The organism is Sulfitobacter sp. 1A12779, from assembly GCF_043557315.1.
GTDB classification, from domain to species: Bacteria; Pseudomonadota; Alphaproteobacteria; order Rhodobacterales; family Rhodobacteraceae; genus Sulfitobacter; species Sulfitobacter faviae.
On record NZ_JBIFFU010000003.1, the window covers coordinates 33342 to 54226 of the forward strand.

General features: G+C 62.2%; 23 protein-coding genes and 1 tRNA gene. 7 read left to right on the plus strand and 17 right to left on the minus strand.

Features of this window, described 5'->3' with window-relative positions:
* Nucleotides 1-50 precede the first annotated feature (50 nt).
* Complete coding sequence (locus ACGYLQ_RS05310) at nt 51-1217, plus strand: FAD-dependent monooxygenase (protein WP_394440931.1); 1167 nt, start codon at nt 51-53, stop codon at nt 1215-1217.
* A gap of 33 nt (nt 1218-1250) precedes the next feature.
* Here the strand turns inward: ACGYLQ_RS05310 and ACGYLQ_RS05315 are convergent, their stop codons facing one another.
* From ACGYLQ_RS05315 to ACGYLQ_RS05330, 4 genes are all read right to left on the minus strand, one after another.
* Nucleotides 1251-2300, minus strand: coding sequence for an ornithine cyclodeaminase (locus ACGYLQ_RS05315; RefSeq protein WP_394440932.1), 1050 nt, complete (start codon nt 2298-2300; stop codon nt 1251-1253).
* A gap of 14 nt (nt 2301-2314) precedes the next feature.
* Complete coding sequence (rocF, locus tag ACGYLQ_RS05320) at nt 2315-3238, minus strand: arginase (protein WP_394440934.1); 924 nt, start codon at nt 3236-3238, stop codon at nt 2315-2317.
* 132 nt (nt 3239-3370) lie between these two features.
* On the minus strand, nt 3371-3838 hold the full coding sequence (locus ACGYLQ_RS05325; protein ID WP_394440936.1) for a disulfide bond formation protein B: 468 nt from the start codon (nt 3836-3838) through the stop codon (nt 3371-3373).
* Nucleotides 3835-4413 carry a YqaA family protein gene (locus ACGYLQ_RS05330; protein ID WP_394440937.1) on the minus strand — a complete coding sequence of 193 codons (579 nt, stop codon included), beginning with the start codon at nt 4411-4413 and terminating at the stop codon, nt 3835-3837. The genes ACGYLQ_RS05325 and ACGYLQ_RS05330 overlap by 4 nt, the downstream gene beginning before the upstream one ends.
* 126 nt (nt 4414-4539) lie before the next feature.
* Here ACGYLQ_RS05330 and ACGYLQ_RS05335 point away from each other — a divergent pair.
* A tRNA-Leu gene (locus ACGYLQ_RS05335) sits at nt 4540-4623 on the plus strand.
* Between the two features lie 66 nt (nt 4624-4689).
* Here the strand turns inward: ACGYLQ_RS05335 and ACGYLQ_RS05340 are convergent.
* Nucleotides 4690-5691 (minus strand): glycoside hydrolase family 113, encoded by a 1002-nt coding sequence (locus ACGYLQ_RS05340; protein ID WP_394440939.1) that lies wholly within the window; start codon nt 5689-5691, stop codon nt 4690-4692.
* Between the two features lie 213 nt (nt 5692-5904).
* Between ACGYLQ_RS05340 and ACGYLQ_RS05345 the strand changes: the two genes are divergently transcribed.
* Complete coding sequence (locus ACGYLQ_RS05345) at nt 5905-6450, plus strand: YaeQ family protein (RefSeq protein WP_394440941.1); 546 nt, start codon at nt 5905-5907, stop codon at nt 6448-6450.
* A gap of 60 nt (nt 6451-6510) precedes the next feature.
* Here ACGYLQ_RS05345 and ACGYLQ_RS05350 read toward each other — a convergent pair whose 3' ends face one another.
* Complete coding sequence (locus ACGYLQ_RS05350; protein ID WP_394440943.1) at nt 6511-7077, minus strand: carboxymuconolactone decarboxylase family protein; 567 nt, start codon at nt 7075-7077, stop codon at nt 6511-6513.
* Nucleotides 7078-7176: 99 nt separating this feature from the next.
* On the opposite strand from ACGYLQ_RS05350, the gene ACGYLQ_RS05355 reads away from it, so the two are divergent.
* Entirely contained in the window at nt 7177-7749 is a 573-nt protein-coding gene (locus ACGYLQ_RS05355) for a TetR/AcrR family transcriptional regulator (RefSeq protein ID WP_271687503.1), read from the plus strand.
* Nucleotides 7750-7761: 12 nt separating this feature from the next.
* On the opposite strand, the gene ACGYLQ_RS05360 is transcribed toward ACGYLQ_RS05355, so the two are convergent.
* Entirely contained in the window at nt 7762-8376 is a 615-nt protein-coding gene (locus ACGYLQ_RS05360; RefSeq protein WP_394440945.1) for a hypothetical protein, read from the minus strand.
* A 122-nt stretch (nt 8377-8498) separates the two neighbouring features.
* Between ACGYLQ_RS05360 and ACGYLQ_RS05365 the strand changes: the two genes are divergently transcribed.
* From ACGYLQ_RS05365 to arsH, 3 genes are read left to right on the plus strand one after another with little or no spacing between them, the layout of a single operon-like run.
* Nucleotides 8499-8828 (plus strand): helix-turn-helix transcriptional regulator, encoded by a 330-nt coding sequence (locus tag ACGYLQ_RS05365; RefSeq protein ID WP_209218923.1) that lies wholly within the window; start codon nt 8499-8501, stop codon nt 8826-8828.
* A gap of 27 nt (nt 8829-8855) precedes the next feature.
* A complete protein-coding gene (arsB, locus tag ACGYLQ_RS05370; protein WP_394440947.1) occupies nt 8856-9914 on the plus strand; it encodes an ACR3 family arsenite efflux transporter in 1059 nt (352 codons plus the stop codon).
* A gap of 39 nt (nt 9915-9953) precedes the next feature.
* Nucleotides 9954-10664: an arsenical resistance protein ArsH gene (arsH, locus tag ACGYLQ_RS05375; protein ID WP_394440949.1), complete on the plus strand. Its 711-nt coding sequence runs from the start codon at nt 9954-9956 to the stop codon at nt 10662-10664.
* Between the two features lie 65 nt (nt 10665-10729).
* On the opposite strand, the gene ACGYLQ_RS05380 is transcribed toward arsH, so the two are convergent.
* The 10 genes from ACGYLQ_RS05380 to ACGYLQ_RS05425 form a co-directional block, all read right to left on the minus strand.
* A complete protein-coding gene (locus tag ACGYLQ_RS05380) occupies nt 10730-12169 on the minus strand; it encodes an aldehyde dehydrogenase family protein (protein ID WP_271693590.1) in 1440 nt (479 codons plus the stop codon).
* 176 nt (nt 12170-12345) lie between these two features.
* A complete protein-coding gene (locus tag ACGYLQ_RS05385; RefSeq protein ID WP_394440951.1) occupies nt 12346-13482 on the minus strand; it encodes a sensor histidine kinase in 1137 nt (378 codons plus the stop codon).
* Entirely contained in the window at nt 13482-14492 is a 1011-nt protein-coding gene (locus tag ACGYLQ_RS05390) for a SpoIIE family protein phosphatase (RefSeq protein ID WP_394440953.1), read from the minus strand. The genes ACGYLQ_RS05385 and ACGYLQ_RS05390 overlap by 1 nt, the downstream gene beginning before the upstream one ends.
* Nucleotides 14489-14929, minus strand: coding sequence for an ATP-binding protein (locus tag ACGYLQ_RS05395; RefSeq protein ID WP_082852174.1), 441 nt, complete (start codon nt 14927-14929; stop codon nt 14489-14491). Before ACGYLQ_RS05395 ends, ACGYLQ_RS05390 begins: the two co-directional genes overlap by 4 nt.
* Complete coding sequence (locus ACGYLQ_RS05400; protein ID WP_067268357.1) at nt 14901-15254, minus strand: STAS domain-containing protein; 354 nt, start codon at nt 15252-15254, stop codon at nt 14901-14903. Before ACGYLQ_RS05400 ends, ACGYLQ_RS05395 begins: the two co-directional genes overlap by 29 nt.
* Before the next feature lies 1 nt (nt 15255).
* Complete coding sequence (locus ACGYLQ_RS05405; RefSeq protein WP_394440955.1) at nt 15256-16131, minus strand: STAS domain-containing protein; 876 nt, start codon at nt 16129-16131, stop codon at nt 15256-15258.
* 237 nt (nt 16132-16368) lie between these two features.
* A complete protein-coding gene (locus ACGYLQ_RS05410) occupies nt 16369-17415 on the minus strand; it encodes a glycine betaine/L-proline ABC transporter ATP-binding protein (RefSeq protein ID WP_209218915.1) in 1047 nt (348 codons plus the stop codon).
* Between the two features lie 8 nt (nt 17416-17423).
* On the minus strand, nt 17424-18449 hold the full coding sequence (locus tag ACGYLQ_RS05415; protein WP_394440957.1) for an ABC transporter permease: 1026 nt from the start codon (nt 18447-18449) through the stop codon (nt 17424-17426).
* A gap of 255 nt (nt 18450-18704) precedes the next feature.
* Nucleotides 18705-19673 (minus strand): ABC transporter substrate-binding protein, encoded by a 969-nt coding sequence (locus ACGYLQ_RS05420; protein ID WP_394440959.1) that lies wholly within the window; start codon nt 19671-19673, stop codon nt 18705-18707.
* Between the two features lie 298 nt (nt 19674-19971).
* Complete coding sequence (locus ACGYLQ_RS05425) at nt 19972-20244, minus strand: DUF1127 domain-containing protein (protein ID WP_169306066.1); 273 nt, start codon at nt 20242-20244, stop codon at nt 19972-19974.
* Between the last annotated feature and the right edge of the window lie 641 nt (nt 20245-20885).

Here is a 20885-nt window from a genome sequence, read left to right on the forward strand (position 1 = left end):
AAACACCACACGCCGGGGCAAATGCTTCGGCGTTTGTGGTTGGGGCGCGAATGAAACCTTCCAATGCGATTGTCGTGGGCGGCGGGATCGGCGGGCTGGCGCTGGCCACGGCGCTGGCGCGGCGTGGCGTGGCCGTGACCCTGCTCGAACAGGCCGCCCGCTTTTCCGAGATTGGTGCCGGGCTCCAGATCAGCCCCAATGGCCTTGCCGTGCTGCGCGGGCTGGGGCTTGAGCGTGGGTTGGCGGCACGCGGTGCGGTGCGCGGGCAGGCGGTACGGCTTTGCGACTATGCCAAAGGCGGCCAAGTGGCGCGGCTGGACCTGACCCGCCTGCCGGAGGACCAGCGTTATTATTTCCTCCACCGTGCCGATCTGATCGACCTTCTGCGCGAGGCCGCACAGCGCGCCAATGTTAGTTTCGAGACTGATGCGCAGGTCGCCTCCATCCATCCCGGCGCGCTGCCGCAGGTGCAGATGGCCCGCGGCGGGCGGCGGCGGGCGGAACTGGTGGTGGCCGCCGATGGCATCCACTCGGTCGGCCGGGTGCAGTTGAACGGGGCGGATCAGGCACGTTTCTCGGAGCAGGTCGCGTGGCGGGCGCTCATTCCCAACGTGGTCGATCATCCGCCCGAGGCGCGGGTCACCATGGGGCCGGGGAAGCATCTGGTCAGCTATCCGCTGCGCGAGGGGCGCATGGTCAACCTCGTGGCCGTGGAAGAGCGTGACGATTGGGCCGCCGAAGGCTGGCACCATCGCGACGATCCCGCCAACCTGCGCCACGCCTTTGCCGGTTTCGGGGCACAGGCCGCGCAGATGTTGGAGGCGGTGGAGAAGGTCACCCTCTGGGGGCTGCACCACCACCCCGTCGCCGCCAATTGGCAGGCAGAGGGCGTCGCGCTTTTGGGCGACGCGGCCCATCCGACACTGCCCTTTCTGGCGCAGGGCGCGAATATGGCGTTGGAGGATGCATGGGTTTTGGCCGATTGCCTGACCCGTCATCCGCGCGACGCGGCGCTCACCGCCTATCAATCCGCGCGTATCGACCGAGCACGGCGCATCGTGAAAACCTCCGAAGGCAACGCCAGCCGCTATCATCTGCGCTCAGGCCCGATCCGCCTTGCGGCCCATACCGGGCTGCGCATCGCCTCAACGCTGGCCCCCGGCACGATGCTGCGGGCCTTCGATTGGCTCTATGCCCATGACGTGACGAAAGGGTAGAGGCCGCCGTTTAACGACGGCGGCCCCAAACACTCAACCCGCGCGTTGCAGCATGCCAAACAGGTCGCGCGGATCATCCGGGTCGGCTAGCAGGTCGAGCGGCTGGAACAGCCCGGTCTCGGCGATCTGGTCGCGGACATAGCGCAGGGCCGAGAAATCCTCGATCGCGAAGCCCACGGAATCAAACAGCGTGATCTGCTGCGCGTCGCGGCGGCCCTCGGCCTGACCGGTCAGCACCTGCCAGATCTCGGTCACCTCGTGGTCAGGCTCAAGCTGCTGGATCTCGCCCTCGATGCGGGTCTGCTCGGGGTATTCCACGAAGATGCCCGAGCGGTGCAGGATGGCGGGCGCGAGTTCCGTCTTGCCCGGACAGTCGCCGCCGATCGCATTGATGTGCACGCCAGAGCCGACCATATTGTCGGTCAGGATCGTGGCATATTGCTTGTCCGCGGTGCAGGTCGTGATGATCTGCGCGCCCATGATCGCCTCCTCGGCACTGTCGCATTCCACGACCTTCAGCCCCGAGCCCGCCAGATTGCGCGCGCATTTCGCGGTTGCCGCGCTGTCGATGTCGTAAAGCCGTACCTCGTCCACGCCGCAGATCGCCTTCATGGCGAGGCTCTGGAACTCGGACTGCGCGCCGTTGCCGATCATCGCCATGACCCGGCTGCCCTTGGGCGCCAGCAGCCGCGCCACCACCGCCGAGGTCGCCGCCGTGCGCAGGGCGGTGAGGATCGTCATCTCGGTCAGCAGCACCGGATAGCCGTTGGCCACATTGGCCAGAAGGCCAAAGGCGGTAACGGTCTGGAAGCCGGTCTTGGTGTTGTCGGGATGGCCGTTGACGTATTTGAAGCCGTAGACGTCGCCGTCCGAGGTCGGCATCAATTCGATCACGCCCTTCTCGGAATGGCTCGCCACGCGCGGGGTCTTGTCGAAAAGCTCCCAACGTTTGAAATCGGCTTCGATATAGTCGGCCAGCCCGCGCAGCATCTCTTCGACGCCAACATGGTGGATCAGCTTCATCATCTGGTCGACGGAGACAAAAGGCACCAGCGCCTTGTCGGAGGGTTTGAGGTTGGTCATCTTGGGGTCTCCAATCAATATGCGCGTGTGGGGCGGTCGAAAACGCGGCGGCCAAAGGCCGAGGCGGTGAGGTCGACCATCAGCTGTGCGGTGCGGCCGCGTTCATCGAGGAAGGGATTAAGCTCGACAAGGTCGAGCGAGGTCATCAACCCGCTGTCCGAGAGCATCTCCATCACCAGATGGCCCTCGCGCACGGTGGCGCCGCCCGGCACGGTGGTGCCCACGGCGGGCGCGACGGAAGGGTCGAGGAAGTCGACGTCGAGCGAGACATGCAGCATGCCGCCCGCCGCCGCGACCTTGTCGAGGAAGCGTTGCAGCGGCTTGGCGATGCCGCTCTCGTCGATCTCGCGCATGTCGACGTAAGTAACGGTGGTTTCCTGCAAGGCGGCACGTTCGGCGGCATCGACGGAACGCAGCCCGATCATGGCGATATTGTCATGGGGCAGGGGGCTGTCGATCACGGGGAAGCCGTCAAACCCCTCGCGCCCGGTGACATAGCCCAGGGGCGTGCCGTGCAGATTGCCGCTGTCGCTGGTCTGGGGCGTGTGGAAATCCGTATGCGCATCGAGCCAGAGCACGAAGAGCGGGCGGCCTGCCTTTTCGGCATGGCGCATCGCGCCCAGCACGGTGCCAAGGGCCAGCGCGTGGTCGCCGCCCATGAAGATCGGCAGCCCGTCGTCCATCGCCGCATCGGAAGCGGCGGCGAGGCTCTCGGTCCAGGCGATGGTCTCTTCCAGCGCGTGAAGCTTCTCATGCTCTTTGGCGTGGTAGGGGGCAGGGGCCACATTGCCGCGGTCGGTCACGCTATGGCCAAGGTCACGCAGCGCGCGCTCCAGCCCCGCGGTGCGGTAGGCGTCCGGCCCCATCAGGCAGCCGCGACGGCGTTTGCCGCTGTCCAGCGGAACGCCCAGCAAAATACAGTTCTGTTGGTTCGACATGGGGGACTCCTGAGATGTTTGATCTCAGATAATCCGCGCATCTGTCGAACGGCAAGCCGTCAAACTGTCCGTTTCGGGGGTGTTTTTCACAAACTGGAAGGTCACCTGTCCAGTTTGTCAGGTTTTCGTCTTTCAGGCCGCCTTCCGCGCGGCGGCGACCCAAAGGCCGACCAAGATGAAAGAGAAAATCGCGTTCCACCCGGCCATCGACAGGCCCAGAAACTGCCAGACGATCTCATCGCACATCACCAAGCCGCTGGGGCCTTCGGTCGACAAGAGCGACCCGCCATCGAGGCTGCCCAAATCCATGCCGCCGCCGGTGCAGGAACTTGGCCCGGGCCACCAGCCCCATTCCACACCGGCATGAAAGACGCCGATCAGCGCGGTCACCGCCGCCGCCAAGGCGCCGAGCCAAGCCAGCACGCGCGGCCCGCCAAAGAGTACGATTGCCCCAAACAGCACCGCCGCCGCATGGGGCCAGCGCTGCCAAAGGCACATCTGACAGGGCGCGTAGCCGCCCAGATGTTGAAACCCGAAAGCGCCCAGCAACAGCGCGGCCGAACCGAGCGTCGCCAGCAAAGTCAATGTCTTACCCGTCATAGAACCTTCACCACCATGAAGCCGCCGATCAGCAGGGCGACGGCCAATGTGAACATCAAACCCAAGCGCCGTTCAATGAAGTCTCGGATCGGTGCGCCAAAGCGCCACAGCAGCCCCGCCACGACAAAGAACCGCAGCCCGCGGGCGAGGATCGAGGTCATGATAAAGGTGCCAAGCGGCATACCCGTCCAGCCCGACATGATCGTAATAACCTTGTAAGGGAAGGGGGTGACCCCGGCGACCAGCACCGCCCAAAAGCCCATGTCATTGAACCGGGTCGAGAATTCCGCCATCGCCTCGGTCTTGCCGAGACTTGCAAGGATCGGCTGGCCGAGGTTCTCAAAGGCCAGCGCACCGATGGCATAGCCCAAAAGCCCGCCCAAGACCGACGCGAGCAGCGCCACCCCGGCGATCAGCCAAGCGCGATTTGGCCGCGCGATGATCATCGGGATCATCAGGATGTCAGGGGGGATCGGAAAGAAGGAGCTTTCCACAAAAGCGACAACGGCAAGCGCCCAGAGGGCATGGCGGTGTTGGGCCAGGCCCAGGGTCCAGTCGTAAAGGCGGCGGATCATTATCGGGGGCTCCGGCTGTTTTGAATGCCTCACCATGTCGCGCGGCCAAGGTCAAGCAACTGGGCGCGCAGCAGGGGTGAAAATCCACTTGCTCCTGCCGCTTTTGCAGGCTACATCGCCCTACGTGCCCAAGTGGCGGAATGGTAGACGCAGGGGATTCAAAATCCCCCGCCGCGAGGCGTGCCGGTTCGAGTCCGGCCTTGGGTACCACCTTTTCCAAAAGGTCTTCCGCATATTCGTATGAACGATCCCGGTGCTCTGGCCTCCTAAGCCCGTTCATCCTTCGCGCCAAAACCCTGCGATCACCTCCTGCGCCACCTTATTCTGCACTGTAAAATCAGTGTCCCGCGCGCCGCCGCCGTCGGGGTCGGTGAACCAACGCCAGATCCAGACGTCTTGAATCCCACGGGCCTCAAGGGCTCGCAGCCAGCGATCCAGCACCTCCGCCTGAAGCGCCATATCGGCGGGGGCGGCGCGTTCTTCGGCGCTTTCCCATGGGCGCGCGGTCGCGCCTTCGGCGGAGCGGAGGCCGATTTCCGCGATCCAGAGGGGTTTTGAGTGTTTGCGCGCCACGGCGGCGACCCGGTCCAATTCTGCGGCGATGGCGCGGTCCCAATCGGTCGGCGCGTCCGGGGCGCCTAGAACGGGGTAGAGGGATACCGCTACGGCATCCAGTTCGGCCCAGAAGGTAATCTTCTCGGCCTCATCGGCGCCATGGGCGACATAGGTGAGTTTTCCGCTGAAAAGCGCGCGTATCTCGGCGATGGTGTCGCCCCATTGCGCCGCCCTCGATACGCCGCGCAATTCGGTGCCGAGGACGAGCACGTCGGCGCCGTTGCGCTCTGCCGTGAGCGCGATGGCGCGCAGAACCTCTGCATAGGCGGCGTGCCATGCGTCTGCGCTGTCCGGCTCGGGGGCAATGGCGCCGGCCCAGCTTTCGGGCAACCAGACATGGGGTTTGACGATGGCGGCGAGCCCCGCGGCGTGCAGCTGCGCGATCCCGGCGGCGATCCTGTCATGGGGCAGCGCATCCCCCATGACAATGGCGCTGGAGCTGGGCGAAGGCTGCCATAGGAAGGGGATCACCGTCGCCGCCGTCGCGCCCGAGTCACGCAGCCGCGCGATGCTTTGGGCGGCGGCGGGGCTGCCGAAGGGGGCGTTTGGCGTCTCGATCAGGTTGAACCCGCGTAGGACGCCACCCGCCTGTCGCGAAAACGCCGCCGTCACAGTCAAAGCGGTAGAGCCGAGGGCCCAGAGAAGCGTGCGACGGTCGATCATGGGGCTAGGGTAGGATGACTTCCCCCGCCGCACAACGGCATGCTGGCGAAGCTGCGTGGCCTTTTGGTCGCAGCCGCGGGCCAAATAGCGTCAATTTCGCGCAAAATTGGCGGGCTTTCATCTGCCGGACCCGCGCAGAGCCCAGTGACAATTCTCTTTCCCCGGTCGGCCCAAACGCGTAGGCAGCGCCTACCTTGGAAAACGAGACATATCATGGCGCAGAATGCCACCATCTACAAAGTCGAGCTTTCGGTCTCGGACATGGACCGTCACTATTACGAGACCCACAAGCTGACCATCGCCAAACACCCTTCGGAAACCGATGAGCGGCTGATGGTGCGGCTGGTGGCCTTTGCCCTCAACGCCCATGAGCATTTGGAAATGACAAAAGGCCTGTCGACGGATGATGAGCCGGACATCTGGCAGAAGGGTCTGAGCGGCGAGTTGGACGTTTGGATCACGCTCGGCTTGCCGAGTGAAAAGGTCCTGCGCCAGTCCTGCAACAAGGCGGCGAAGGTCGTGGTCTATCCCTATGGTGGCAAGACGGCGGAGGTCTGGTGGGATAAGGTCAAGAATGGCACCACCCGTTTTGACAATCTGGACGTGGTGAACCTGGCCGAGGGTGACACCAAGGCGCTGGCGGAACTGGCCAGCCGGGCGATGAAGCTTCAGGTGATGATCCAAGACGGCGAGGTGACGGTGAACCTTGATGAGGCGATGGTGACGCTCACGCTCGACCGTTGGAAGACTGCCCGGTAAAGGACGGCGCGCTTAAAGGCTGTCAAAAAAAGGCGCGCCCCTCTGGGCGCGCCTTTCAAATTATACGTCGAGCTTCTTGTCGCCGCGCTTCCATGCCAGCGGCTGGAAAACCTCATCCACCGGGGTCTCGGCAACGTGGTTGACGTAGTTGGAGATGGTCTTCTGCGCCATGCCAAGGATCACGTCCAGCACCGCGCGGTGGCCATAGCCTGCGTCGAAAAATGCCTGCATCTGTGCGTCGGAGACGAAGCCGCGGTTGCGCACCATCTGCACGGTGAAGGTCCGCAGCGCTTCGAGTTTGGGCGTCGGCAGGGCTGTTTCATTGCGCAGCGCGTCGCTGATCTCGTCCGAGACTTTCATCATCTTGGCGATGCCGGTGTGGGCGGGCACGCAGTAATGGCACTCGTTCTCGACGTTGATCGACTGCCAAACAACGGTCAGCTCTTCGGCGTCGAACTCGGTCTCGGTGAAGAGCTTGTGCAGCACCTGATAGCCTTCATAGGCCTGCGGGCTTTCGGCCAGCACCTTGTGCAGACCCGGCAGGCGGCCAAAGGCCTTTTGCGATTCTTCCAGCAGCGGCTTGGAGGCTTCGGGCGCGGTGTTTTGGTCGTGGGACGGGAATGCCATGGTTTCTACCTTTGTAAATCGTCGATATCCGTCATTTAGGCTTTCTTGAGCGATCACTCAAGTATATATTTGAGTGATCGTTCAACATATGGTGATCACATGCCCCGCAAACCGAACCACGACCGAGCCGAGTTGATCGACCGCGCCCGCGATCTGTTCTGGCGTCAGGGCTGGGCGGGCACGTCGCTGAAAGACCTCGAAGCGGTGCTGAAGATGAAACCCGGCAGTTTCTACGCGGCCTTCGGATCTAAAGAGGCGCTGTTTGAAATCGCTTTGGACAAATATGCCGAGGATGGGGCCGGGCGCTTGGCCGAATTGGTCGCAGCGCACGGTCCGATGGCGGCGCTGAAACGCTATCCCGAATTGGCGATCTGCCGCGAGGAGGCTCCGGCCAAAGCCTGCATGCTCTCCAAAACCTTGCTGGAGCTACAGGCCCATGGCCACCCGTTGGCGAAACGGGCCAGCGCGCATCTTATGGGGATGGAAGAGCAATTCGCGGCGCTTTTCGCTCAGATGCAGCGAGACGGGGAAATCGGCGCGGCGCATGATCCAAAGGCGCTGGCCCGGCGGTATCAGAGCGATCTTTTGGGCCTGCGCGTCTCGGCCGAGCGGGAGGGGATCGACGCCCATGCCATTGCCCGCGAGATTGCGGAAGGGCTGGAGCGGCTGTAGCGCCAGTGGGCGTTATTCGATCTGCTCTTCCAACATCGTGGTGATCTTGCGCCGTTGAAAGATATTGCGGATCTGATGCGCCATGATCCGTTCCGGCACGAAATAGGGTTTGCCGTCTTTCCATTCCGCCCGGAACTCATGGCGCGCGGCGATCAGCTTTGTGGTATGCCCATCCGCGGCAGCGACCGTGAGGTCCATCTGCCGGACCTTGTCAAAAAGCCCCCCGGTCCCGATCCGCGTCTCGGCCCGGCGCAACAGGTCGAGGAAACTGCCGATGTCGATGAAATCGCCGCTCTTGATCGGCCCTTGATTGGTGCGGGCCAGGGGGTTTTCCACATCGTTCAGTGCCACCTCTTCGCGTTCGGTGACCTTGACGTGGTAGGTTTTGTCATCCGTCACCACCCGTGCCACGACCTCCAGCAGGTAAATCGGCTCGGCCCCCATATTGGTCACGAAACAATGGGCATTCTCATCACGCGCGATGGAGCGGTTGATCAAGATCACCGGCTGGCGCTGCCGTCGGAAGTTGAGCCATAGGATATGCAGATAGGCCAGCCAGACCACTGCCGTAAAAAGGCTCACCGCCACTTGCAACGTGCCGGAATTCTCTGCGATCCAATCGAGCATCCTATCTTTTCCTTACCAAGCCTGCGGGGGTCGCGAAATTAACGCGCAGGGCGGCGCTTCGTTGCATAGAGATTGGCGGGGCGGGGTTGACCGGGCGATGTTATATCAATAATTCGCGATATATGGATAATGAAAACGCCCTCCAAGCCTTCGCCGCCTTGGGTCAGCCGACCCGGCTGGATGTCTTTCGCCTGCTAATCAAAGCGGGAGGTAAAGGCATGTCGGCGGGCGAGATCGGCACCGCGCTTGATGTGCGGCAAAACACGATGTCGGCCAACCTCTCGGTGCTGGCCCGCGCGGGGCTGATCCGCAGCAAGCGCGAAGGGCGCAGCATCCGATATTTCGCCGATATGAACGGGCTGCGCGCGCTGCTGGGCTTTCTCTTGGAAGACTGCTGCGGCGGCCAGCCTGAACTGTGCCAACCGCTGCTGGATGAGCTGACCTGCTGCTAACCCCATAGGAATAAACGAAAGACCGCCATGACCGATACCGCTGATCCCGCAACCGCTGGCCTTGGGGCTTTTGAGCGCTGGCTCTCGCTCTGGGTGGCGCTGGCCATCGGGGCGGGGCTTTTGCTGGGCAATCTCTTTCCCGGCATCTTTGGCGCGCTGGCGGCGCTCGAAATCGCCTCGGTCAACCTGCCGGTGGCGGTGCTGATCTGGGCCATGGTCTTTCCAATGATGGTCGGCGTCGATTTCGGCGCGTTGCGACAGGTGGGGGACAAGCCCAAAGGGCTGGTGGTGACGCTGGTGGTCAATTGGCTGATCAAACCCGTCACCATGGCCGCCCTTGGGGTGCTGTTCTTCAATCATGTCTTCGCCGGGCTGATCCCACCCGATGATGCGCAGGCCTATCTGGCGGGGGTGATCCTCTTGGGAGCCGCGCCCTGTACCGCCATGGTCTTTGTCTGGTCCAACCTCACCCGCGGCGACGCGACCTATACGCTGGTGCAGGTCAGCGTGAACGATGTGATCATGGTCTTCGCCTTCGCGCCGATCGTGGCATTCCTCTTGGGCGTGACCGATATCACCGTGCCTTGGGACACGCTGCTGATCTCGGTCGGCCTCTACGTCATGCTGCCGCTGCTAGCGGGCTACCTTACCCGCGGGCGGTTGGTGGCCAAGGGCGGCGAGGCGGCGGTCGACGCTTTCAAGGCTCGGGTGCAGCCCTTTGCCATCATGGGGCTTTTGCTGACGGTCGTGTTGCTCTTTGGCTTTCAGGGCGAGGTGATCCTCGACCGCCCGCTTGTGATCGCGCTGATTGCTGTGCCGCTGTTGCTGCAATCCTACGGCATCTTCTTCTTCGCCTATGGCGCCGCGCGGGCTTGGGGCATTCCCTTCAACGTGGCCGCCCCCTGCGCCTTGATCGGCACGTCGAACTTCTTTGAACTGGCCGTCGCCGTGGCGATCAGCCTCTTCGGGCTGGGGTCGGGGGCGGCCTTGGCCACCGTCGTGGGCGTCTTGGTCGAAGTGCCGGTCATGCTCTCCCTCGTGGGCTTTGCCAACCGCACGCAGCATTGGTTCCCCGCCGCCAAATGAACCTCGCCCGATAACCCTCTGCCGCCTAAGGAAATTCCCGTGACCGATACGCCGAACATCGATGAAGACCACTTCAACCCCATCGACGAGGCCCGCCTCCTGCCGCATAAGCGCGCCACCCACGGCCCGCGCATTCTGCTGCTCTACGGCTCGCTTCGCCCACGGTCCTTCAGCCGCCTGATGACCGAAGAGGCCGCCCGCATCCTCACCCGTCTCGGGGCCGAGACGCGGACATTTAACCCCACGGGCCTGCCGCTGCCCGACGATGCCGCGCCTGAGCATCCCAAGGTACAGGAACTGCGCGATCTGGTGTCATGGTCCGAAGGCATGGTCTGGTGTTCGCCCGAACGCCACGGCGCGATGACGGGGATCATGAAAACCCAGATCGACTGGATCCCCCTGTCGCTCGGCGGAGTGCGTCCGACCCAAGGCAAGACCTTGGCCGTGATGCAGGTCAGCGGCGGGTCGCAAAGTTTCAACGCGGTGAACCAGCTGCGAATCTTAGGCCGCTGGATGCGGCTGCTGACCATTCCCAACCAATCCTCGACCCCCAAAGCTTTCTTGGAGTTTGACGAGGATGACCGGATGAAACCCTCACCCTTCTATGACCGCGTCGTCGATGTGATGGAGGAGTTGGTGAAATTCACCCTGCTGACCCGCGACAATAAGGACTATCTGCTCGACCGTTATAGCGAGCGGAAGGAAAGCGCCGAGGAGCTGTCGAAGCGGGTCAATCAAAAGGCGATCTGACCGCCAAAACGCAAACGGCAGGGCCAATCTAGGCCCTGCCGCATCATACTCGCGCTGAAAAGCGATCAGTCGTTGGACCAGCCGGACACTGCTTTGATTTCGCAGAAGTCCTCGATCCCCCAAACGCCGCCTTCGCGCCCGTTGCCCGAACGTTTCATGCCGCCAAAGGGCGCGCCGGCACCACGGCTTTCGCCATTCATTTCAACCATGCCCGACCGCAGCTTGGTCGCCAGACGGTTGCGGCGGGTGCCATCGCTGGATTGGACATAGTTGGTCAGGCCATAGACCGTGTCATTGGCCATCTCGACCGCTTGATCCTCGCTCTCGAACTTCATGATCGACAGCACGGGGCCAAAGATCTCTTCGCGGGCGATGGTCATATCGGGCGTCACATCGGCGAAAACGGTGGGTTTGACATAGAACCCCCGGTTCAGATGCTCGGGCCGACCGGTGCCACCGGCCACCAGCCGCGCGCCTTCGTCGATGCCTTTCTGAATCAGGTCTTGGATCTTGCCCCATTGCGCTTCGTTCACGACCGGCCCGATGTGGCGGCCCTCTTCGCTGGCGGGGCCGACTTCGACCTTGTTGGCCACTTCGGCTGCCGTCTCGACCGCTTGGTCATAGACGCTGGCCTCGACCATCATCCGGCTGGGGGCGTTACAGCTTTGGCCGGTGTTGTTCATCATATGCAGCACGCCGCGTTTGACGGCCTTGTCATCGGCATCGGCGAAGACAAGGTTCGCGCCCTTGCCGCCAAGCTCCAGATGGACCTTCTTCAGCGTATCCGCCGCGTTCTTGGAGATCGCGATGCCGGCGCGGGTGGAGCCGGTGAAGCTCACCATATCCACATCCTCATGGCCGGTCAGGGCGGTGCCCACGGTCGCGCCGTCGCCGTTCACAAGGTTAAAGACACCGGCGGGGAAGCCTGCCTCATCCATCATCTCGGCAAAGATCACCGCGCTCAGCGGGCTTTCCTCAGACGGTTTCAGCACCATGGTGCAGCCCGCGGCGACAGCGGCGCCGACTTTCAGCATCACTTGGTTCATCGGCCAGTTCCACGGCGTGATCATCGCCACGACGCCAACCGCTTCGTGAATGATCCGGTCGTTCGGCGCGTGATCCCCCAAGGGCTTTACGAATTTGAAATCTTTCGCCGCTTTGATGAAGTTCTTCAGGTGGCTGTAGCCCGCCCCCCATTGGGAGCTCCGCGCCATTTCGATAGGTGCGCCCATCTCGGTGCTGATCGCTTGGGCCATATCCTCGGTCCGGGATTTATAGACCTCGGCCAGTTTCTCCATCAGCGCGATGCGCTCTTCGGGGGCGGTGGCCATCCATGCGGGCAGGGCGGCCTTGGCCGCGGCCACGGCAGCGTCCACGTCCTTTGGCCCGCCGAGCGAGATCACGGTGCAGGGTTCTTCGGTCGAGGGGTTGATGACCTTATGTTCACTGCCCTCAAGCGGGGCGACCCATTTGCCGTCGATATAGAAATCACGTTTTTCGATCATGCTCTGTCTCCGTTATTGGCTAGGCGGGCGATGTTCTTGCCGCCTAGAAGTGTCCGGGAATCGCCGGCTCCCGATATGCCTAGGACAATTTTACGGGGCGGAAAAGTTCAGAGGTGATTTTTGATCAAAAAGACGGGCGCGGCGGCTTGAAACCTGCGGGCGGGCAGGGCGCGCGCTTAGCCCTGCGCCGGGAAGCTGATTTCGACACAAAGCCCGTCTTGGCCTTCGACTTTCAGCGTCGCTTCGTGCTGGAAGGTCAGCGTGCGGATCATCCGCCAGCCCAGCGAATCCGACCTTTCGGGCCGTTTGGCGTCCTCGGGCAGGCCGACGCCATCGTCATAGACCTTGAGCGTCAGACCTTCGTCATCCTCTTGGGTGACCTCAATGGTGATCACCCCTTTGTCGCGCCCCTTGAAGGCGTGTTTATAGGCGTTGGTGATCAACTCCCCCACGATCAGCCCGATGTCGACGGCCAGTTTGTTGTCCATCTTGAGGCTGGGGCAAATTAGCTTGATCGCGATGCTCTGACGATCCCCGGTAAAGGCGCGTTCGGCGTTTTTCGCGACTTCATCCAGCATATCCGCCAGATCAAGGTCGGTGCTGTCGGTTGAGCGTTGCATCAGCTCATGCGCTTTGGAGAGCGAACCCACGCGGGTCTCCAACTCGCGCAACACTCGGCGGGTCTCATCCTCTTTGGCTTGGGTCTTGCTCATCCGGATCAGCGCCACGATGAGGGCAAGGTTGTTGCCCGTGCGGTGATGCAATTCCTGCATCAAGAGATCGCGGTCGGCGATGCCTTCACTGAGTTCGCGGTTCTGTTCGGTCAATGCCGCGGTCGGGTCTTTGGCGTTATAGGCCTCCAAAGCCGCCATGGCATCGGCCTTGATCTGTTCGACAGCGGATTGCGGTTCGGGCAGCAAGAATTCCGCATGAATCCGCGTGCCTTCTTGCCCGGTGTCCACATCGAAACGCGCCGCGATCCGCTGCACGCCCCGCAGGCCCAGCCCCATGCCGGTCTCCGACACAATGGCGCGGTTGGGGTCGAGCTTGTCCTCTTCGATCCCACGGCCCTGATCAATCACCGTCAGCCCAAGGGCGGGCTTGCCGTTGACATCGGTCAGCGAAAAGCGCGCGCGGCCCTTCTGCCCGTGCTCAATGGCATTGCGGCCCAGTTCCACGGCGGCGGTGACGGTGCGCGTTCGCTCGAATGAGGTAAAGCGCATGGCTTCGGTCAGGGTCAGGGCGATCTGGCGCAGGGCCGCGATATCGCCGCCTTTTTCAAGGTTCACCGAGGTGAGGTTGGTTGCTTTCATCAGTCCGCCTCCCGTGCAATGCGTATGACCACGATGGAGGCGTCGTCACGCCCGCGAAATGCCCGGTCGAGCAGGTAGCCAGCGATCAAAAGCGGAGATTTCCACAATAGACCCTGTGGAAGATAGCTGTCGCGCAGGGTTTTCAAGCCGTCGCTGTGCAGGATCATCAAGTCCCCCGGCTGAAGGTCAAAGCTCTCTTCATAGCCCCGCGTGGCGCGGGCGCCGATCCGCCCGTCGCGCACCGGCAGGCGTTTGACCTCACCGTCGCGGACCCGCAGCGTGGCGATATTGCCCAAGGCGGCATAGCGCAGCACCATCTGCGGCTGCGCGATATGCACAAGCGCTGCCACCGCGCCGCGTTTGCCGATCAATTGCTCGGTCACCTCATGCATCACCGCGCCCGGCTCGCTGTTGAAACTGCGGGTGGCTTTGACGGCGTCAGTCACCTCAAGCGTTGCGGCTGCGGCTTCGGGGCCGTGGCCCAGACCGTCGCAGAGCAGGATATCTGTGGCTTTGGGCGTCTTGCGCAGCAGGTAATCGTCGCCACATTCCGTTTCGTTCGGGTGACAGACCCGCAGGCCCACGGCCTCGACCCCATGGGGCGGGCAGGGGGTGCTGTTTTGGACGAAGCTGCAAACGATGGTGGTGCCCACCTCCGGCCCGCTAAAGATGTCGAAATCATTCGACAGGCGGCGGATCGCACCAAGCCCCAGCCCGGCAGAGCCGCCGCTGCTCATGCCGTCTTGGAACATGTGATCCATATCGCTGATGCCGGGGCCGCGGTCGGTGAAGATCATCACGATCCTATCGCCCTTGCCCTCCGGCGGGGCGGTGATCAGGGCGCGGCCTTTTTCGGCGTAGCGCAGGATGTTGGTCGTGGCCTCGGTGGCGACGATGGCCAATTCATCGGTCCGGTGTTTGGGCCAGCCGTGTTCCGCCGCCAGACGGCGCGCGGCGCGGCGCACCACGGCGATGGCGCTTTGGTCCTGCACTTCGACCCATTGTATCATAGGTTCACACTCATCAACACGCTGGTGCCCCCGCCAACGGCGGTGCGAATTTCAAACTTCTGGGCCAGCCGCTGCGCGCCGCCCAAGCCCCGGCCAAGCCCGCCGCCCGAGGTATAGCCGTCCGTGAGGGCCAGTGCCACGTCCTCGATCCCCGGTCCCTTGTCCCAACAGACCACGCTCAGCCGCTTGGCCCTTGGATCGACATAGATGGAAAATTCGCCGCCGCCAGCGTGAACGATCGCATTGCGGGCGATTTCACTGACGGCGGTGGCGAAGCGTGTGACATTCAGCGCCGAAGCGCCGTGTTCTTTCATGTAGCGCGCCACGGCTTGGCGGACCGTTACCGCGTCGCCACTGGTCTTCAACTTGAACTGAGAGAGAAGAACCTGCGCCCCAAGGTCCTTTTCATCAAAGGCGACGTAGCTGGGTGAGGGCATGGGTCAGGCTCAAGGCGGTGCGAATTTCCGGCAGATACATGCCAAGCTCGACCAGCGTGACGGCGACCGTGGGGCGCATGCCGACGACATAGGTATCCGCCGCCAGCAGTCGCGAGATCCCGGCCAATTGCGCGATCACACGGCCCACGAAAGTGTCCACAATCTCAAGCGCCGAGATATCAAGGATCACCCCGTCGATGCGGTTCTCGGATATTTTGTTCGACAGCCGATCCTGAAGCTCCAAAATCTCCGTGTCCGTGATGTCATCCTGTATCGAAACGAGGAGCGCATGTTCGACCAGATTAATCGACGTGACACCGGCCACCTTATTGGCCCTCGGTCTTCTTGATCACATAGCCGACGGTCATCAGCGCATCCGACAGGGCGGTGCGGATGCTCGACCGGGTAGAGACGGTGCCCACGTCGATGCCAAGCTGCACCATGGTCTGGGCGATCATCGGGCTGATGCCGCTGATGATACATTCGGCCCCCATCAGGCGCACGGCGGCGGCGGCGCGCAGCAGGTGTTGCGCCACCTGCGTATCGACGGTGCCGACGCCTGTGATGTCCATGATGACCACTTCGGCCTGACGCTCCAGAATGGTTTGCAGCAGGTTCTCCATCACCTCTTGGGCGCGGGCGGAATCCAGTGTGCCGATCAGCGGCAGGGTCAAAACGCGGTCCCAAAGTTCGACGACCGGCGTTGAAAGCTCCAACATCTCTTGGCGCTGGCGGTCTATGATCTGCTCGCGCTCGAGAATGAAAATCTCATTCGTGTAGATGGCAAAGGCATCGACCAGACGGGTGACCAGCATCACGTCGCGGATCAGCATCCCGTGGTCGCTGTCCAGCATGGTTTCAAGCCGTTTGAACAGCGGCGCCTTCAGCGCCAGCACGAAGGTCGCCATCTCTGTCGGGGTCACGCCGCGGTTGACCCGCTCGCGGCTGACATCGGTCAGGACAGCGCGCAGATCGTCCCATTGGGTGTCGTCAAAGTCGAAATCCTCACCGGTGACGCCATCGCGCACACCTTTGGAGAAGGCTTTGAGCAATTCGCTATTCTGCTTCCGGCTTTCCGCATCAGAGAACAGGTCAGAACGCTTCACGCCCTCTTTGACCTGCGTGCCCAGCCACTCTTCGATGATGCCTTTGAAATCGGTGTCGAGAACAGTCAGAATATTGGCCGTAGCAGATTGCGGCATCTTGAACCCCAGTATTAATTTCACCCCCCATAGGCCAATCGTGGGGGTGAGTGTCAATAGGACGCAAGGATTTTGATCGGCGGCAAAGCGCCGTTTTACATAATGAAGAGCCGTGTAAGTCGCTGTTTTGTGATGGGTTTTGCGGCGAAACTGCGCGGATCGCTTGCAAAAAGGGCAGCATCGGCGCTGTGACCGGATGCTGCCCTTCTTCTTGCCCGCCGCGGGGCTGCCGCGACGTTATTCGGCCGCTTCGCCGGGGTGGCGTGGCACCAATGCGCGCACCAGATCGCGCATATGCAGCACGCCAACCTGTTTGCCCGCCCGCATGACGCGGTAGTTGTTGGTGGTGTCCCCGCCGGAGACCGCGATGATGCTTTCCAGCGTGTCGTCGAAATCAACCTCACCGGCCACATCCGTGGGCGGCACATCGGTCTTTTCCATGACCGAACGCACGCGCAGCACGCGGGCACGGTTAATGTCGCTGACGAAGGCTTCGATATAGGGATCGTTGGGGTTCAGCAGGATATGCTGCGGCTCGCCCTGTTGGACGATGAACCCGTCTTTGAGGATCACCAGATGGTCCGCCAGTTTCAGCGCCTCGTCCAGATCGTGGGTGATGAAGATCACCGTTTTATGCAGTTCTTCCTGCAATTCGATCAGCAGGTCCTGCATGTCGGTGCGGATCAACGGGTCGAGCGCGGAGAAGGCCTCGTCCATCAGCATCACGTCGGAGTTCGAGGTCAGCGCGCGGGCGATGCCCACACGTTGCTGCATCCCGCCCGAAAGCTGCGCGGGATACTGCTCTCCTTGACCTTCCAGCCCGACGCGGTTCAGCCATTTGGTGGCCTCATCCGCGTATTTGCTGCGGCTTTTGCCTTCGATCTCCCAGCTTAGCCCGGTGTTTTCCAGCACCGTGCGGTGGGGCAGCAGGGCGAACTTCTGGAACACCATCGACATGTCATGCTTGCGCAACTGGCGCAGGCGACGCTCGTTATAGTCGAGGATGTTCTCGCCGTTCACGATGACCTCGCCCGCCGTGGGGTCGATCAGCCGGTTGAGGTGGCGGATCAGTGTCGACTTGCCCGAGCCCGACAGCCCCATGATCACCGTGGTCTTGCCCGCGGGCATGTCAACGTTGATGTCATTGAGGCCCAGCACATGGCCGGTCTCGGCCTGAAGCTCGGCCTTGGACATGCCACCGCGGACCTTCTCCAGCGCCATTTTGGGGTCGTCGCCGAAGATCTTATAGAGGTTGCGGACGGAAATCTTGATGTCGTCTGTCATGTCTGGCCTCACTTCTGCGCCGCGTTGATCCGCGCAAGCGCGGCTTTGGTGACCCGGTCGAGGATGATCGCAAGAAGCACGATCCCCAGACCCGACAGGAGGCCCACGCCCAACTCAAGGCTGCGAATGCCGCGCAGCACCAGCACGCCGAGACCGGGGGCGGACACGAGCGAGGCGATGACGACCATGGCAAGGCTCATCATGATGGTCTGGTTCACACCGGCCATGATGTTGGGCAGCGCCAGCGGGATCTGCACCTTGTAGAGCTTCTGGCGGTTGGTCATGCCAAAGGCATCGGCGGCCTCGATCACGTCCTTATCGACCAGACGGATGCCAAGGTCAGTCAGGCGCACCACCGGCACGATGGCATAAAGGATGATCGCGATGCCGTAGAGCTTGGGCTCGGTCACCGAAAAGAGGAAGATCAGCGGGATCAGGTAGACGAAGGGCGGCAGGGTTTGCAGCATATCCAAAACCGGGATCATCGAGCGTTGCACCCTGTCACTGCGCGACATGGCGATGCCGATGGGCACGCCCAAAAGCACGCAGATGAAGGCGCAGACAAAGATGATCGCCAGCGTCTGCATGGTGTGTTCATAAAAGTCGATGAAGGCGAGGAAGCCAAAAACCAAGGCCACGAGACCCACCAGCTTGAGCGAACGGCCCACGGCATAGGTGATCGCCATCAAAAGCGGGATCATCACGAACCACGGCACCGATTGCATCAGCCAAAGCGCATTCTCCAACGCCCAGCTCAGCGGTTGGGTGAGCGGGTCGACAACAACTTTGAGACTGTCATTGATGGCAAGGAAGCCTTGCTCCAGCCCTTGGGTCAGGACGCGCGATTGTGGGATGGCTTCGCAGCTGTCGTGCAGCGCATCCAGAGAGGGGAAGGGCATGTCCCAAAGCGTGGTGTCGGTATCACCGCCCGCTTGGCCCATGAGGTCGGCCATGGAGCTTAGCCCGCCGCCTTGATCGTCGCCGCACCAGTCCCGCAGACCGAGCGTGTCAAAGAGATTGTCGTAGGTTGCCATCTGTCGCTTTCCCGGCCTGCATCAGACCGTTTGCTTTGGGGAAGGGGGCCGGTGCGCCGCGCATGCCGCGCAGCGTCGGCTGCCCCATGCAGTGGCGGCAATCCAAACCTATGTCCTTACAAAGGAACTGCGCATCGGGCTAAAGGGGCCAAGGCGCAGTCGGTATGAAAAGACGTAAGTCTAGCCGCCGGTCATCGAAACGAACGGGCGGGAAACCCTGATGAGTTCCCCGCCCGTCGTTCTGGTCAGTCTGTCTTACTGCTCAAGCAGCTTGGACAGGTTGCCACGGGCGTCATCGCTCAGCCATTCGGCCCAGACGTCCTTGTTGTTTTGCAGGAAATACACCGCCGCTTCCTCGTTGGAGGCGTTGTTTTCACCCTGCCATGCCAGCAGCTTGCTCATGTCGTCGGTCTTGAAGGTCACATTGCCGATGAACTCCGCGATCTCGGGGTTCTCGTCGTGGAAATCCTTGGTCATGACGGTTAGCACCGGCGCGGTCGGGAAGGCCGAAGGCTTGGGGTCCGGCGTGTCGGCGTTCTGGTTGGCGTTATGCGCGGCTTCGTCATATTCGCCCAGATCGACGCTGGTCATGTCGTATTTGCCAAGCGGGGTGGTCGGCGCCCAGTAGTAGCCGAACCAAGGCTCTTGGCTCTCATAAGCCGAGGCCATCGAGGTCACCATCGTCTCGCCCGAGCCGTGGTTGAAAACTTCGATGCCGTTGCCTTCGAGGTCATAGGCCCGCGCGAGGTTGTCGCTCACCACGCGGCAGCCCCAGCCATCGGGGCAGTTGTTGAACATGCCGCCGACCAGTTCGGGGTTTTCCAAGATGCCTTCGATGGTCTTCAGCTCGGGGTGCTCTTCGGCCAGATAGGTGGGGATCCACCAGCCTTCGACGCCACCGGGATCGAGCACGGAGGTGAGCTCAACAATCTTGCCGTCCGCTTTCAGCTTTTTGTAAGCGTCACCGGCGGAGTTGGGCCACAGTTCGGGCACGATGTCCGGCTCGTTGTTCTCGGACAGGGAGGTCACGGCGGGGGTGGTGTCCGAAGGCACCACGGTCACGTCGCAGGAATAGCCCTGCGTCAGCAGGAATTCGGTGACGGCGGTGACGATCTGCGCCGAAGCCCAGTTCATTTCCGCGATCGACACTTCGCCACAGTCCTGTGCGGCGGCGGCCATCGGGGTTGCAACGGCAAAGGCCGTGCCAAGCAAATAGCGTTTCATAGTGATATCTCCTCTATTGTATCCGCAGTGTCGCGCAGTCGCGCACCGCTGATTTTTGCCCCTTTCCATCAAGAAGGAGCCGGTCGCGCGTCAGGCGCGGCAGCTTTCGATGGGCGGGTTTGCTGGAGATATGAAAACAAATCATGCGCCCCTGTGCAACACGATTGCCGGACGCAAGACGCAAGAACGGGCACCGCGCCGGGCCTGACGCGATGCCGCTATATGCGGCGTTCCCATGCAGAACGCCATATTTTTAAGGGTCGGCACGGCCCCTCACGCGGGGCGCGGGCCAGAGCATTCAGCGGCGGGAAAAACTTTCCATGTCGCGGATGTGCTGGGGAATGTCTTTGCGGTTCAGGCCGATATCCTGAAGCAGACGGTCGTCCATCGCGTTCAACGTCGACAGCGTGCGGTTACGCTCCCAACGGCGCGCGGTGTCGCGCAGCGCACGGCGCAGCATGGCGACAAGGGCCAGCCCTTCGGCATTGGCGACTTGACCGATGCTGCCGTTAAAGGCGGTTCCGGGCATCCCGGCGATCTGGTTGGTGTTTTTCAGCAGGCGGAAATGCATGGCATGCTCCATATCAAAAAGGTCGAAGTGGGAAGGATCCGCAAGAGACGACGGTCAGTGCCAGAAGGCCGGGCCGGGTCGGTTGTGTGGGTCTCATCCCGAGTGTGATCCGGAAAGTCAGTTGGAACCCCGATGGTCTAAACAGGCGGATCGGCCTGTCCGACCGGGGTTACCGGCGGTTCAGCAGCGTGCCCGGTTTGCGCGGGCGCCTCTTATGAACAGCATACATCAACATGCCGCGCATTTGGTCCACCCGAGCGGGCTTTGCAATAGGGTGAAATAGGGGTGCGACACCCTGCCGCATGTGCGAGGCGCAGAGCCCACTATGGCTGAGGTTTCCGCCCGCCTGGCGCGGTGTCGTTTGTAGCATCTGAAATGTCGTTTTGAGTGTCGGATTTGGCGCATTTTGGCGCGGCGGATCGAACGGAAAGGGGCGGTTGTTTGGGTGGCCTTCGCGGGTGGCAATCGTATTTCCTCGCAGTCTATCTCGGCACGGGGGGAGGGCGGAGCGCTCACCATGACTCGCCCGTAACGCGCGCGGCTTCCGCCCCGGCGGGCGCTCAATGCCGTGAGGAATCGATTCGGCGGGAATAAGGCGGGTCGCCCGTGGTTTCGTCACCAGTTCCGCAGGTTTGCGGGCG

What these genes read in the sequence shown, in the direction of transcription:
- ACGYLQ_RS05365 (WP_209218923.1), top strand. Translation starts at nt 8,499, where the DNA reads ATGGATAATGAAAACGCCCTCCAAGCCTTCGCCGCCTTGGGTCAGCCG.
- ACGYLQ_RS05350 (WP_394440943.1), bottom strand. Translation starts at nt 7,077, where the DNA reads ATGGCATTCCCGTCCCACGACCAAAACACCGCGCCCGAAGCCTCCAAG.
- ACGYLQ_RS05325 (WP_394440936.1), bottom strand. Translation starts at nt 3,838, where the DNA reads ATGACGGGTAAGACATTGACTTTGCTGGCGACGCTCGGTTCGGCCGCG.
- ACGYLQ_RS05420 (WP_394440959.1), bottom strand. Translation starts at nt 19,673, where the DNA reads ATGAAACGCTATTTGCTTGGCACGGCCTTTGCCGTTGCAACCCCGATG.
- ACGYLQ_RS05360 (WP_394440945.1), bottom strand. Translation starts at nt 8,376, where the DNA reads ATGCTCGATTGGATCGCAGAGAATTCCGGCACGTTGCAAGTGGCGGTG.
- ACGYLQ_RS05410 (WP_209218915.1), bottom strand. Translation starts at nt 17,415, where the DNA reads ATGACAGACGACATCAAGATTTCCGTCCGCAACCTCTATAAGATCTTC.
- ACGYLQ_RS05425 (WP_169306066.1), bottom strand. Translation starts at nt 20,244, where the DNA reads ATGCATTTCCGCCTGCTGAAAAACACCAACCAGATCGCCGGGATGCCC.
- ACGYLQ_RS05415 (WP_394440957.1), bottom strand. Translation starts at nt 18,449, where the DNA reads ATGGCAACCTACGACAATCTCTTTGACACGCTCGGTCTGCGGGACTGG.
- ACGYLQ_RS05380 (WP_271693590.1), bottom strand. Translation starts at nt 12,169, where the DNA reads ATGATCGAAAAACGTGATTTCTATATCGACGGCAAATGGGTCGCCCCG.
- ACGYLQ_RS05390 (WP_394440953.1), bottom strand. Translation starts at nt 14,492, where the DNA reads ATGATACAATGGGTCGAAGTGCAGGACCAAAGCGCCATCGCCGTGGTG.
- ACGYLQ_RS05315 (WP_394440932.1), bottom strand. Translation starts at nt 2,300, where the DNA reads ATGACCAACCTCAAACCCTCCGACAAGGCGCTGGTGCCTTTTGTCTCC.
- ACGYLQ_RS05340 (WP_394440939.1), bottom strand. Translation starts at nt 5,691, where the DNA reads ATGATCGACCGTCGCACGCTTCTCTGGGCCCTCGGCTCTACCGCTTTG.
- ACGYLQ_RS05330 (WP_394440937.1), bottom strand. Translation starts at nt 4,413, where the DNA reads ATGATCCGCCGCCTTTACGACTGGACCCTGGGCCTGGCCCAACACCGC.
- ACGYLQ_RS05310 (WP_394440931.1), top strand. Translation starts at nt 51, where the DNA reads ATGAAACCTTCCAATGCGATTGTCGTGGGCGGCGGGATCGGCGGGCTG.
- ACGYLQ_RS05355 (WP_271687503.1), top strand. Translation starts at nt 7,177, where the DNA reads ATGCCCCGCAAACCGAACCACGACCGAGCCGAGTTGATCGACCGCGCC.
- rocF (WP_394440934.1), bottom strand. Translation starts at nt 3,238, where the DNA reads ATGTCGAACCAACAGAACTGTATTTTGCTGGGCGTTCCGCTGGACAGC.
- ACGYLQ_RS05405 (WP_394440955.1), bottom strand. Translation starts at nt 16,131, where the DNA reads ATGCCGCAATCTGCTACGGCCAATATTCTGACTGTTCTCGACACCGAT.
- arsB (WP_394440947.1), top strand. Translation starts at nt 8,856, where the DNA reads ATGACCGATACCGCTGATCCCGCAACCGCTGGCCTTGGGGCTTTTGAG.
- ACGYLQ_RS05385 (WP_394440951.1), bottom strand. Translation starts at nt 13,482, where the DNA reads ATGAAAGCAACCAACCTCACCTCGGTGAACCTTGAAAAAGGCGGCGAT.
- ACGYLQ_RS05395 (WP_082852174.1), bottom strand. Translation starts at nt 14,929, where the DNA reads ATGCCCTCACCCAGCTACGTCGCCTTTGATGAAAAGGACCTTGGGGCG.
- ACGYLQ_RS05345 (WP_394440941.1), top strand. Translation starts at nt 5,905, where the DNA reads ATGGCGCAGAATGCCACCATCTACAAAGTCGAGCTTTCGGTCTCGGAC.